Genomic DNA, 13,309 nt, shown 5'->3' on the forward strand with positions numbered 1-13,309 from the left:
ATTTCAGGCTTTATTTTCAAAGACAAAGTTCTTTGAAGTTTTTTGAAAGAAAGCTTCACCAAAAACTTTTGCATTATTCGTGGCCAGATGGCCCGGACGGGCACCGGCCAAGGCATCATGCCTCGACCAGCGCCCGGTTTTTGCCGGATCAGAACGGGGCGTCGATGTCCACCACGTCGATCAGCTTGTGATTGACGAATTCCTTGATGCCAAGGCCGATCAGTTCACGGCCATAGCCCGAGCGCGCCACGCCGCCAAACGGCAGGTCGGCCTTCACCATGGTCGGGTGGTTGACATAGACCATGCCGGTATAGATCTGCTCGGCCACCTTCACGCCGCGCTTGGTGTCCTTCGTGAACACGGCGCCGCCCAGGCCGTAGGGCGAATCATTGGCGATGCGGATGGCATCAGCCTCGTCCTTGGCGCGGTAGAGCTGCGTTACGGGGCCAAAGAACTCCCAGTGGCGGGCTTCATTGTTCTCGTGCAGGTTGGTCATGAGCAGCGGCTGGAAGAAGGCGCCCTTTTCCGGCACCGGCGCGCCGATCACTTCCACAACGGCGCCATGCTTCTTGGCTTCCTCAACCTGCGCGCGCAGGTCGTCCGCCGCCTTCTGCGAGGAGAGGGGGGCCAGCTGTGTTGCCGGGTCCATCGGGTCGCCTGCCTTCAGGCTGGCAACACCTTTCTTGTACAGCTCCACAAAGCGGTCATAGATCGCGTCAGCCACAATCAGGCGCTTGGCGGAGACACAGACCTGGCCCGCATTCCAGTGGCGTCCGAACACGGCCCACTTCACGGTCTTTTCCAGGTCGGCATCTTCCAGCACCACGAACGCGTCGGAACCACCAAGTTCCATCGTGGATTTCTTGAGCGCCTTGGCCGCAATGCCTGCCACAATGGCGCCAGCGCCTTCGGAGCCGGTCAGGGCAACGCCACACACGCGCGGATCGCTCAGGATCACCTCGGTGTGGTGGCGGGCGGCATACAGGTTGCGGAAGCCGCCCTTGGGCAGGCCTGCTTCCTGCATCAGCGTATCGAAGGCTGCGGCACACTGCGGCACGTTGGAGGCATGCTTGAGCAGCACCGTGTTACCGGCGGAAAGCTGCGGCGCAATGATGCGGGCCACCTGATAGTAAGGGAAGTTCCACGGCTCGATGGCGAAAACGATGCCCTGGGGCTGGTGGATGATCATGGCCTCGCCCTCATCGGGGCTGGCGACCGGCAGCTTCTCGGCTTTCAGCAGGCGCTCGGCATGTTCGGCGTAATACTCGAAGATCTCTGCCGACAGGATGGTCTCGGCCTTGGACTCCGCATACGTCTTGCCCATCTCCAGCGTGATCAGGCGGGCATATTTGTCAATGTCGCGGCGCAGGATGGTCGCTGCCGCCTTCATCACTTCCGCACGTTTGGCAAACGAGGTGTGGCGCCATGCCTTGAAGGCATCATAGGCATCGGTCAGCGCGGCCTGGACTTCCTGATCCGTAGCATCGGGGAAAGTCTTCAGCTTTTCACCAGTATAAGGGTTGGTCGTAGCATAAGCCATGGACAATCTGTTCCTTAGAGTTTCGTCAAGTATATATTCCACGTGCAGGCGTGCAAGAATCGTTTCAGCTATCACCAACGCCCCGAACGTGCAAAAGCTGATTTTCCATCAAGGTAGAAATGATGGCGGGATTCTTTACGGAAAACCTGACTTTTCTGCCCTCTGGCCTGCCCTGTGCCGGTAGCGGGTGGCTATGGTAAAATGGAATTTACCATCTGCGCACCATGGGTTTCAGGCGCTCAGGCGGAAAGCGGGCTGCCGAGCAGTTTGCGTTCCCGGTCCGTTATGACATCAGCCAGCGTGTAGCGGTCGAGCACGGAGATGAATAACCCCAGCGCTTCATGCAGCACGCCACGCAGGCGGCACACATCGCTCAGGAGGCAGCCTCCCCTGCGGTTCACGCCTTCAGGCGGTGGTGGCTGCATACAGGCCACCAGCCCCATGTCTTCTTCCGTATAGCGCACGACATCACCGATCAGGATCGTCGCGGCAGGCCGCCCCAGCCGCAGGCCGCCGTTGCGACCACGGATGGTTTCCACAAAGCCGCCCTGTCCCAGCCGGTGGATGATCTTGATGAGATGATTTTCCGAAATGCCATAAGCCTGCGCAACCTCCCTGATCGATGTCAGGCGGTCGGTATGGGTGCCCAGGTAGATCAGGGTTCTGAGGGCGTAATCGGTATGCAGGGTCAGGCGCATGGAAGGAGATATATAGAGTTTTCCCGTTAATTCCAGTGGTTAATGCTATTCTCCGTCCCGGCTGCGTCCGATAGGGGTGGGGGAATGGGCAGCCTGGCAGGGGGAAAAGATCAACATCATCAGGCCGGTTGCACGCTGGCGGTGCGACTGCGGGGGAAGGCGGCTTCCGGGCGCAATCCGGACATGCAAGGGTCTCAATAACGGTTACCCGGCAGGGAATCGCCGTGGCAGGGCTGCGCCCGGGCGTGGATTGGGCTCCAGCAGGGGACAAAAATAATGCCCATGGCTTTCACCATGGGCATTGTCGTCAGGGCAGGCGGAAACGGTCAGAAGTTGGCGTTCAGGCGACCGTAGTAGTAGCCACCCGTGATGGGGATCTGCGCCGAGTTCTCGTCATACGGCTCGGCGCCAAGGGCATTGAGTTCCTGCGACATCATGCGCGGGCGGACGTTGAACACGTTGTTCGCGCCGACGGCGAAGTGCCAGTTCTTCTGGAAGCGTACGCCAATTTCGATATCGGTCATCCAGTGCGGGGTGTTGATGAACTGCTGCAGGGCATTGTTGGAATACTGCAGGGCAGAGGGGCCCCAGTCCTGGTACTGCAGCATGGAAGTCGTCTGGCCATACCGGGTCTGACGGATGTTGAAGTCCCAGTTTTTATAGGTGTAGTAGGCGTTCAGGATGATCTTGCTACGCGGGTTGTCAGATGTGATCGAGGCAATATCCGCCAGGTTCAGGTTGGCACCGTTATGGTGCAGGCGGGTGCGGTTGAGATCGATCGACATCGACAGCGCAAGGTTGCCATACTTGTGCAGCCGGAAAAGATAATCCGCCTTGATGTCTACACCCTGTGTGCGGGTGCTGGCGCCGTTGGTGAAGTAGTCGGCATAGACATTGTTGTAGCCAGTAAAGCCAGTTGGCAGCGAAGCAAGCTGGGCAATGGCCTGAGCTGCGATATAACCCTCCGTCGTGTTGCCGTAGGGGGTGCTGCCACCGAAGTTGGTATCCTGCACGATACGGTCACGCAGGTTGATCTGGTAGACATCGGCTTCCACATGGAAGTTATCGACAGGCTCCAGCACGATGCCACCGCTGACGCTGGTCGAGCGCTCAGGCTTCAGCTTGGTTGCGCCAATAGCTTGTGCCGCGGCGGAATCGGCGGCCAGTAGGCCACTTGCACCGGTGGGCGAGACGTTGACGGCGCTGAAGTGCGATTCAGCCAGTGTGGGCGCACGGAAGCCGGTGCTGATGGTGCCGCGGATGGCAATGCGCTTGTTGAAATTGTAGCGGGTTGAAATCTTGCCGTTCTCGGTATTGCCGACGTCGGTGTAATGCTCCAGTCGACCCGCGAAATCGAGTTCCCACTTCTTGGTCAGGCGGAAGTCGCCATCCATGTACCACGCCCAGATGTCACGATACCACGTGCCGGCCGAACCTGGTGAAATACCGGCATAACCCTGCGTGCCACCGTTTTCGTAGGAGACCGGCTCACCTGCGGTAATGTTATAGGATTCCATACGCTCTTCGGCACCAAAGGCCAGCGTCATCGGAACGACATCACCGATCTTGAAGTGACGGCGGAAATCGAGGTTGTTGGTCCACTGCGTCATGCTGTAGGTCTCGGCTCGTGCCGTACGGGGGCTGGAGCCGTAAGCAGTAACATAACTGGTGTTCAGGGTATTCTTGTTGCCGATCTTATCGATATCTTCGCCGTAGGTGGTGCTGAGATCCCAGTTGAAGCCCATGAAGTTGTCACCCTTCAGGCCCAGTGTTGCGGCAAAATCGTTTTCTTCCATGGTTTCCAGAGGGGAGAAACCATAAGGGGCGATGCTTTCGCACGCGGTGCAGCTACCGCCTACGGAAGGTGTACGGTAGTTTTCATAAGCTTCCGAGTGACGATGGGCATAGGTGATAAGCCCATAAAAATTAATGCCAGGCGTGAACTGTTTGCCCCATTCAATCGCCAGATTTTCACGCGTTTCTTCCGGCGTGCTCATGATCATGTTGGAGTTCGTGGCAATCTTGCCAGCATTGGGGCCTGTATAGGTCGCACTGGAGGCGCTGGCGGGCTGTGAGCCGAGCAGGCGGTGATCACGCGCGTTGTTGGCCACGAAATGGTCGGAGTGGTACATCTGCCCGCTGATATGCAGGAAGCCGTCCTGGCCGAGCTTCATGCCGCCATCGGCGTTGAGCTGGTAATTCCAGCCATCACCGTTATAGGCGTTGGCACCGGTCTGACCGCTGAAATTGAAGCCGTGATCCTGCTTCTTGGTAATGATGTTGACCACGCCCGCGATCGCGTCCGAGCCATACATGGCGGCCGCGCCATCCTCGAGCACTTCGATATGGTCGATGGCGTTGGCGGGGATCATGTTCAGGTCAACGGGGGTGGACCCTGATTCCGGGCCTGAATCGGCATAGAGGTTGGCCGTGGTGTGGCGGCGCTTGCCATCCACGAGCACGAGCACTTCATTGGGGTTCAGGCCGCGCATGCGGATGGCGGATGTCAGCGCGCCCGCATCGGCGCCCATGGCGCTGACATTGATCGAGGCATTGGTGCGGGTCAGCGCATCGGCAAGGTTCATCTGGCCCGAGCGGCGCAGTGCTGCCCCGCTGATGACCGAGACCGGGCTCATGCTGTCACGCGCCTTGCGGTTGGTGGAGTGCGTGCCGGTGGAGACGCTGATCTGCTCGACACCGGAACTGTTCACGCCCCCATTATCTGCCCTGTTGGCCTTGAGGGTGGTAGCGGCACGGCTGTGCGCCTGTGTCTGTGCGGTTGCCGTGTGGTGCGCCCGCACGGTGCTTCCCTTCTGATCCGCTGTCGTCGCGCTACCAGATGGTGTGGCGGCTACCGCTCCACAGGAAACAAAAGAGCAGATAGTCGTAATCAAAAGAGAAGTGCGTCTGTTCATTGATGGCCCCGCAATCCATAGCTCGTCATGCTATTTATTGGCTGCTCGTAACAATTGACGAGAGGGAAAAATGCCTCCCGGTCATTGCGGATGCGGTGTGTTGCGACATGGCAACACAATGTTATGCATTACTTTAAGTTAACTTTAATAAAAACCAAACTAATGGCGACCTGGAAATTCCTGGGCATGTCCTGATAATATCTTTTATTTTCAATAAACTAATAATTTCCAGCATGCTCCGCTATTTTGATGCATTTTCGTGGTTGACGGGGGATGAAAAGTTATTTGGTTCTTTGTAATAACAACTTGAAAACAAGGTATTGCGTGTTTCCATATGTCTTAGAGCCTGAATCAGAAAGCGGTTTGATTGATTTTTCGCAGAACTCTGCGGATATGGGCAATCATCAACCACGCGTGGGATGACGAGATTGTTGCCTCGACATCCTTCGTGAGGCGACGGCAACGTCCGAGCCATGCAAAGCTACGCTCCACGATCCAGCGTTTGGGCAGGACGACGAAGCCTTCGGCCCGATCGCTACGTTTGACGATCTCGATCGTCCATCGGCCGAGTTCAGCCAGCGCACCACGCAACTTCTCGCCAGCATATCCCCCGTCACCGATCAGATGGCGAAGCCAGGGAAACAATGAGCGTATCCTGACCGCTACCAGCGGCGCACCATCACGATCCTGAATGTCGGCGGGATGTACAACAGCCGCCACGACATGACCCAGCGTGTCGGTCGCGATATGTCGCTTGCGTCCCTTGATCTTCTTGCCCGCGTCATAACCGCGTGGGCCGCCATTTTCAGCGGTTTTAACCGACTGGCTGTCGATAATGCCCACTGAAGGCGTGGCGTCTCGCCCGTCCTGCTCACGCGACAGGATCACGAGAATATGGTTCATGGCTTCCCATCGTCCCTCGCGGATCCAACGGTAGAAATAGCCCTGCACGGTCGTGAAAGCGGGAAAGTTACGAGGCAATTGTCGCCACTGGCAACCCGTAGTGACGATATAGAGGATCGCCTCCATGACCCGGCGCAAATCCGTACGTCGTGGTCTCCCCAGTCGTTTCCTCTCGGGCATCAAAGGCGCAATCAGCGCCCACTCCGCATCGCGAAGGTCGCTTGCATACTCCAGGTCGTCCCTTTGATACTGCGCTCGGGTGATTTCAGTCCAGGCCATCTTGATCTCATCAGGTTATCGCAAACCCATGAATCATAACCCGCTGAAATCACTCAACTCATTTTCGGTCAGACACTTAAAGAAATGTGATATAAAAGATACAATCTCCTGTGTGCTGGTGGCGGCCCACATCCTGTGCCAAAGTGCTGGAGGCGCGCCTGTCGCCTCGGTTGCGGATGTGGGGGTATGGGGTGTTCCCGACGGCTGGAATCGGCGTGCCCGCGCCTGCGGCAGGAGAGTCGACCCTGCCAGCCCTTTTTGATTCTGTATGACCGATGCCCGGCCGGAGGAGGGGGTTATCCTCCCTGCAGGCGGGCCACCCGGCAGGCGGCCAGATCCCACGCCGCGCACCCGACGGATTTGAAGAACACGGGCTGGTCCGGGGCCGGAAGCCTGCCCTGCAGCGCCAGCGAGAGGGGGTGGACGGTCAGCCAGTCTACCCCGGCCTGATACAGGTCGCCCGCTTCCGTGGGGGCGCCGATGGGGTCGTCAACATACAGGGTGCTGCCCGCAATGGTGGTCGGGCCAATTTCCACCATGTCGGTCCGGTAGGCGCCAACGCCTATGACAAGGCAGGAGGCGCGGGCAGGTTCATTATAGATGGCCGATGTGCTGGCCGTGAGTGTCAGCACCACATCAAAGGGCTCTTCATGCGCCTGTTCGGGGCGCATGTTCAGTGCGGGCATGGCGTGTGCCGCGCAGAAGGCCTGCGCCCGCTCGGGCGTGCGCCCGCGTATGGCAACGGTAATGCCGGGATGGACGGCATCAAGGGCCTGCAAATGCGCAATGGCCTGCGTGCCGGTGCCAATCAGCAGCACGCGCCGCACGGGCGCGCGGGCCAGCGTGCGGATGCCGAGCAGGCTGATGGCCGCGGTGCGGCGCATGGTGACGGTGGGGCCATCAAGCGTGAACAGGAAACGCCCGGCCTGCGCTTCGGCACAGATGACCTGCCCCTGTATGGAGGGCAACCCGGCGGCCGGATTGCTGGCAAACAGGGTCAGCAGTTTGGTGACCATGATGTCATCGGCAACGCAGGGCATGCTCATGAGTGCGCCGTGCTGGTTGCGGGTGCGGATGGTGGTGCGCTCGGGGCACAGGATCTGCCCTGCGGCCACATCAAGCGCTGCCTGTGCCAGGGCATCGATCAGGGCAGGGAAGGGGAGAAGGGCGCGTGTTTCGGGCGCGGAATACTGCTGCATGCGTGTGAACCCCTGCATCATGAAAAAGGATTGTAGGGGTATGGTATTTTGCGCCTGCCGTCATCCGGGTGCGTGCAGGGGGCGGTGCATGGACTGTACAAATATGTATTGAGATAAAGGCTGGCATCCGCACGGGAGGGGCATGGAGCCTGGTCCCCTGGTGGGCCTGCCTGTCAAAAAAATAATGTTATCGCTCACGACGGAAATATAACAGATATGATGTGGAGCGTACCATGCGGGAACTCACTATTTTTTAAGGTTTTCCGGTATTGCGATTTGTTCTCATTCGTGATTATGGTGCTGCCACATCATGAATGGGATGGATAAATGTTTGTCTGCTCCTGCAATATGCTGACTGACACAGACGTGGAGACTGCAGCCCGCAATGGCGCGGTCAGGCCCAAGGAAGTCTATGAATCCAAGGGCTGTCGGGCCCAGTGCGGCAACTGCGTGCCCGGTGTGGTGTGCATTCTGCGCCAGCTTGCCCGCCAGGGGCGCATGGTCATGCCCGAGGTGCCGCATGTACCATCTGATATGCAGGCCATCTGACCCGCTTTCCGGCTTGTGATGGTTCTTCCTGCCCTGCCATCGTCGCGCGGGGCGGGGCCTCATCGGGATAGAGGCGTGTGGCGCCAGTCTGATTGAAGGCATGAAAAAACGGCACGCCTGTCAGGCGTGCCGCTATGTTTCACAAGATCGAAATAAAAGAATTTTTGGTGAAGATTTTTTAAAAAAGCTTCAGGAAGCGCCCATTCCCTTGAAAAAAGCGGCGTCCCGAAACGCTGTCTATTAATAGCCGCCCGTCAGCCCTGCCGCCGCACGCTGCGGGGCTGGAGGGTGGAGGGCGATGCCCCCAGCGCCAGCCGGATCACGCTGCCCAGCACCATCGTCACCACGATATTGACGCCCAGCGCCAGCAACCCGGTTGAAACGGAAGCCGAGAAGCCGCCAAACGCAATGGGGTGCACGGGCTTGAGTCCATCCAGCCAGCACAGCCCCAGCCCGAACAGCGAGCCACTGGCCCAGCCGCCAATCAGCGCAGGCGCCGAAAGCCGCAGCGGCAGCAGCCCCATGATCAGGGCGGGGAAGGTCTGCAGGATGATGACGCCGCCCAGCAGTTGCAGGTCGATGGCGAACTTGGCGTTGAGGAATACGACACAGCCCAGCGCGCCCACTTTCACCCCCAGCCCGGCCAGGCGCGAGCCGGTAACCGATTCGCTGTGGCGGGGCAGGATGTTGTGCATGATCAGGTTGGCCGCGCCGATCGCCATGACCGAGGCCGGCACAAGTGCCCCCACCGCGATGGCCGCAAAGCAGAAGCCGGCAAACCATGAAGGGAAGATGGCCAGGAAAAGCTGCGGCACCACCTGCGAGGACGAGGTGGTCACGATCCCCGCCGCATGCGCCATCAGCCCCAGCAGCGCGATCAGCCCGAGCACAATGGTGTAAATGGGCAGGAACACGGCATTCTGCCGGATGGTATCGGCGGATTTCGCCGCCAGGATGCCGGTCAGCGTATGGGGGTACAGAAAGGCTGCAAAAGCCGAGGAGAGCGCAAGTGTTGCATAGGGCACCGTCTGGTCCTGGCTCACGACGCGGCCACCGGGAATGGCGGGCAGGTGTTCCGTCGCCGCATGGAACATGGCGCCATAGCCGCCAAGATGGATCGGCACGATGATGACGGCGGCCAGCACGGCGATATAGATCATCACATCCTTGATGAATGCGGTCAGCGCCGGGGCATGCAGCCCGCCCAGCCACGTATAGGCCGCCAGCGACACGAACGCGAACAAAAGCGGCAGCATGCCGGTATAGCCCAGCGCCTCGACAACCGTGCGGATGCCGATCAGCTGCAGCGCAATATAGGGCAGCACCGCCACCAGCCCGCTTATGGCCACGGCCAGTTCCAGCGTGCGGCTGCCAAAGCGCGCGCGCACGATGTCAGCCGCCGTGGCGTGCCCGCCATCGCGCGCGATGGTCCACAGCTTTGGCATTACGGCAAAGATGAACGGATAGACGATGATGGTGTAGGGCAGCGCGAAAAAGCCGAAGCCCCCGGTGGAATAGACCAGCGCCGGCACCGCGATGACCGTATAGGCGGTATAAAAGTCACCCCCCACCAGGAACCACGTGACCCAGGCGCCGAATTCCCGCCCGCCCAGCCCCCATTCCTCGCCCTGGCTGTGGTGGGTCGCGGCCTTGCGGCGGTTGAGCAGCGGGCGCCAGAACCGCACCGTGCTGCCCAGCACGATGGTCGCGACAAAAAAGAGGATAAACACGCCAATGGCGGCGTTATCTGGCAGGGAGGTGCTCATGACTGCTTGTCCACCTTCCATGCCATCCAGATCAGGACGGAAGTGACGGGCACCCAGGCAAGCTGGTACCAGTAAAAGAACGGGAAGCCGAGCAGCACCGGATCGTGCCGGTTATACAGCGGCACCCAGAGCAGCCCGGCAAAGGGCAGCAGGAGGAGTATGGTTTTTTTCATGTTGACCGAACTTCTTGTTTTTGTGTGGCCGTCAGCAATTTTTCTGGAAAGCCCGGTAGGGTGTCAACATGATTGGAGGTATTTTTAAAGTATTTTTTGAAGAATTGATCGGGTTATTTTGTAATTACATTTCGTTATTGTGCGGTGCGCAACGTTTTTGCTGCAACGCACAACGCAATGCAGCAAAATCAGGCATTTCCCGGCATGGGAAAACTCATTCATAAATCAAATAATTAAAATCATTAAAATAATATAATGTGTGTCCCACTTTCCGGGCACCTGTGTTTGTTATGACAGTTTATAAAAATATATCTTTGTAATTAAACGATATTATTTTCATTTTTCGCATCGTGTCCGACTTCTCGCGCCCGGAGCCGTGCTGCGTGGCAAGCCGGGGCGCGCGAAAATAGTGATTGCCCGCCCTTGCCCGTGCCGGTTAAATTCACTGCCCGGACCTGCCAACAACAAACAATATTAAAGCACGGTCGTCTGTTTTTGCCCTGTGCCGGAGCAGGCGTTACCCTTGACAGACGGACGCGCGTAGGAACGAACAGACATGACCAAATGGGTTTATAGCTTCGGAGATGGGCTGAACGAAGGGCGCGCGGAAATGCGCAACCTTCTGGGTGGCAAAGGCGCCAACCTTGCGGAAATGGCGGCCAACGGCCTGCCCGTGCCGCCTGGCTTCACCATTACGACGGAAGTCTGTTCGGCCTTCTACGAAAATGGCCGCAAATATCCCGATGACCTGCGCGCCCAGGTAGCCGATGCGCTGGCCCGGGTTGAAAAATCCATGGGCCTGCGCTTTGGCGATGCCGCGGCCCCGCTGCTGGTCTCGGTGCGCTCGGGCGCGCGCGTGTCCATGCCCGGCATGATGGATACCGTGCTCAACCTCGGCCTCAATGACGAGACGGTGGAAGGCCTGGCCCGCTCCTCCGGCGATGCCCGCTTCGCATGGGACAGCTACCGCCGCTTCATCCAGATGTACGGCTCGGTGGTGATGGGCGTGCCCCACCACCATTTCGAGGACGTGCTCGAGCAGTTCAAGCGCGCCAGCAAGGTGGAAGACGACACTGCCATCACGGCAGAGCAGTGGCGCACCATCGTGGCCGATTACCGCCACCTCATCAGCACCCATGCCGGCACCGAATTCCCCACCAACCCGCAGGACCAGCTCTGGGGCGCGATCGGGGCGGTGTTCGGTTCGTGGATGAACCCGCGCGCCAACACCTACCGCAGGCTGCACGAAATCCCGGCCTCATGGGGCACGGCGGTGAACGTGCAGTCCATGGTGTTCGGCAACATGGGCGATGACTGCGCCACGGGCGTGTGCTTCACGCGCGATCCGTCCACGGGCGAGAACATCTTCTATGGTGAATACCTCATCAACGCGCAGGGCGAGGACGTGGTGGCGGGCATCCGCACGCCGCAGCCCATGGCGTGCGCGCGGGCCGAGGCGGGCCAGCACCCGATGGAAACCACCCTGCCGCAGGCATACGCCGAGCTGATGCGCGTGCGCTCGGTGCTCGAAACCCATTACAAGGACATGCAGGACATCGAATTCACCGTCCAGCGCAATGTCCTCTACATTCTCCAGACCCGCAGCGGCAAGCGCACGGCTGCCGCAGCACTCAAGATCGCCATCGACATGGCGCGTGAAGGCCTGATCACGCAGGAAGATGCGATCCGCCGCGTGCCCGCCTCCTCGCTTGACCAGCTTCTGCACCCCACGCTCGACCCCAAGGCCGAGCGCGTGCAGCTCACGCGCGGCCTGCCCGCCTCGCCGGGGGCTGCTGCCGGTGCCGTCGTGTTCTCGGCCGAGGAATGTGAAGCACGGGCCGCCAAGGGCGAGGACGTAATCCTGGTCCGTATCGAGACCTCGCCGGAGGACGTGCACGGCATGCACGCCGCCCGTGGCGTGCTCACCACCCGTGGCGGCATGACCTCGCACGCCGCCGTGGTGGCGCGTGGCATGGGCCGCGTGTGCGTGGCAGGGGCTGGCAGCATTCATGTCGATTACGCCGCTGGCACCATGACCATCGGCACGCATACCATCGCGCAGGGCGAGTGGATCACGCTCGATGGCGGCACAGGGGCTGTCTATCTGGGTCGTGTGCCCACCATCGCACCCACCCTGTCCGATGATTTCAACACGCTCATGGGCTGGGCCGACAGCGTGCGCCGCCTTGGCGTGCGCGCCAATGCCGAAACGCCCGATGATGCCGCCACCGCCCGGCGCTTTGGCGCGGAGGGCATCGGCCTTGCCCGCACGGAGCACATGTTCTTCGGCCCTGACCGCATTGGCCTCGTGCGCCAGATGATCATTGCCGATGATGAACTGGTGCGCCAGAAGGCCATTGCGGGGCTGCTGCCTTTCCAGCGTGATGACTTTGCCAGCCTGTTCCGCATCATGGCGGGGCTGCCGGTAACCGTGCGCCTGCTCGACCCGCCGCTGCACGAGTTCCTGCCGCATGCGGAAGCCGAGATGGCCGAAGTGGCGCAGGCGCTGGGCAAGAGCGTGGAAGAGGTGCGTGCCCGCTGCGCGGCGCTGGCCGAGACCAACCCGATGCTGGGCCACCGGGGCTGCCGCCTTGGCCTGACCAGCCCGGAAATCTATGCCATGCAGGTGCGCGCGCTGATCCAGGCCGCCGTGATCGTGGAGAAGGAGCTCGGCAAGCCGATCCGCCCCGAGATCATGATCCCGCTGGTGGCAACACAGGCCGAGCTGGCCACCACCCGCCGCGCTGCCGAAGACGAGATCGCCCGCGTGCTGAAGGAAGAGGGCACCAACCTCAACTACTATATCGGCACCATGATCGAACTGCCGCGCGCCGCCATCCAGGCGGACAGGATTGCGGAATATGCCGATTTCTTCTCGTTCGGTACCAATGACCTGACCCAGACCACCTTTGGCCTGTCGCGTGATGATGCGGGTTCTTTCCTGCCTTATTATGTCGATAACGGCCTGCTGCCGCGCGACCCGTTCGTGTCCATCGACCGTGATGGCGTGGGCGCGCTCGTGCGCCTTGGCGTGGAGCGGGGGCGCAAGACCAGCCCCGACCTCAAGCTGGGCATCTGTGGCGAGCATGGTGGGGACCCGGATTCCATCGCCTTCTTTGATGAAGTCGGGCTGGATTACGTGTCATGCTCGCCCTTCCGCGTGCCGGTGGCCCGCCTTGCGGCGGCCCAGGCGGCCCTTGCCACCCGCAACAGGGTCGGCAACCCCGCCTGACACCCGTGGTGGCCTAGAGACTGAAAAAATGGCGCGTCGCCTGCCTCCAGGCAGC

Annotated in this window: 9 protein-coding genes; 2 read left to right on the plus strand and 7 right to left on the minus strand. The window is 60.1% G+C overall.

The annotated features are described in order from the left end of the window. Positions 1-148: 148 nt before the first annotated feature. The 5 genes from OQZ28_RS02590 to OQZ28_RS02610 all read right to left on the minus strand — a co-directional run bounded on the left by OQZ28_RS02590 (position 149) and on the right by OQZ28_RS02610 (position 7,534). Positions 149-1,540 carry an NAD-dependent succinate-semialdehyde dehydrogenase gene (locus OQZ28_RS02590; protein WP_130730394.1) on the minus strand — a complete coding sequence of 464 codons (1,392 nt, stop codon included), beginning with the start codon at positions 1,538-1,540 and terminating at the stop codon, positions 149-151. Between the two features lie 239 nt (positions 1,541-1,779). After that, the gene (locus OQZ28_RS02595) at positions 1,780-2,238 is read right to left on the minus strand and encodes an Rrf2 family transcriptional regulator (protein ID WP_130730393.1); all 459 of its coding nucleotides are present in this window, start codon (positions 2,236-2,238) and stop codon (positions 1,780-1,782) included. Between the two features lie 326 nt (positions 2,239-2,564). Next, positions 2,565-5,153, minus strand: coding sequence for a TonB-dependent receptor plug domain-containing protein (locus OQZ28_RS02600; protein WP_458135070.1), 2,589 nt, complete (start codon positions 5,151-5,153; stop codon positions 2,565-2,567). A gap of 351 nt (positions 5,154-5,504) precedes the next feature. Further along, positions 5,505-6,335 carry an IS5 family transposase gene (locus OQZ28_RS02605; protein ID WP_034927665.1) on the minus strand — a complete coding sequence of 277 codons (831 nt, stop codon included), beginning with the start codon at positions 6,333-6,335 and terminating at the stop codon, positions 5,505-5,507. Positions 6,336-6,631: 296 nt separating this feature from the next. Then, a complete protein-coding gene (locus OQZ28_RS02610) occupies positions 6,632-7,534 on the minus strand; it encodes a delta(1)-pyrroline-2-carboxylate reductase family protein (protein WP_458135071.1) in 903 nt (300 codons plus the stop codon). 327 nt (positions 7,535-7,861) lie between these two features. Here OQZ28_RS02610 and OQZ28_RS02615 point away from each other — a divergent pair, with 327 nt between their 5' ends. Further along, positions 7,862-8,083 (plus strand): (2Fe-2S)-binding protein, encoded by a 222-nt coding sequence (locus OQZ28_RS02615; RefSeq protein ID WP_207303399.1) that lies wholly within the window; start codon positions 7,862-7,864, stop codon positions 8,081-8,083. A gap of 254 nt (positions 8,084-8,337) precedes the next feature. Here the strand turns inward: OQZ28_RS02615 and OQZ28_RS02620 are convergent, their stop codons facing one another. Beyond that, entirely contained in the window at positions 8,338-9,849 is a 1,512-nt protein-coding gene (locus tag OQZ28_RS02620; protein WP_458135072.1) for a sodium:solute symporter family protein, read from the minus strand. Further along, complete coding sequence (locus OQZ28_RS02625) at positions 9,846-10,022, minus strand: DUF3311 domain-containing protein (RefSeq protein ID WP_110567085.1); 177 nt, start codon at positions 10,020-10,022, stop codon at positions 9,846-9,848. Before OQZ28_RS02625 ends, OQZ28_RS02620 begins: the two co-directional genes overlap by 4 nt. A 556-nt stretch (positions 10,023-10,578) precedes the next feature. Here OQZ28_RS02625 and ppdK point away from each other — a divergent pair. Beyond that, the gene (ppdK, locus tag OQZ28_RS02630; protein WP_130730389.1) at positions 10,579-13,254 is read left to right on the plus strand and encodes a pyruvate, phosphate dikinase; all 2,676 of its coding nucleotides are present in this window, start codon (positions 10,579-10,581) and stop codon (positions 13,252-13,254) included. Positions 13,255-13,309: the final 55 nt, after the last annotated feature.

Source organism: Komagataeibacter sp. NFXK3 (genome assembly GCF_054182245.1).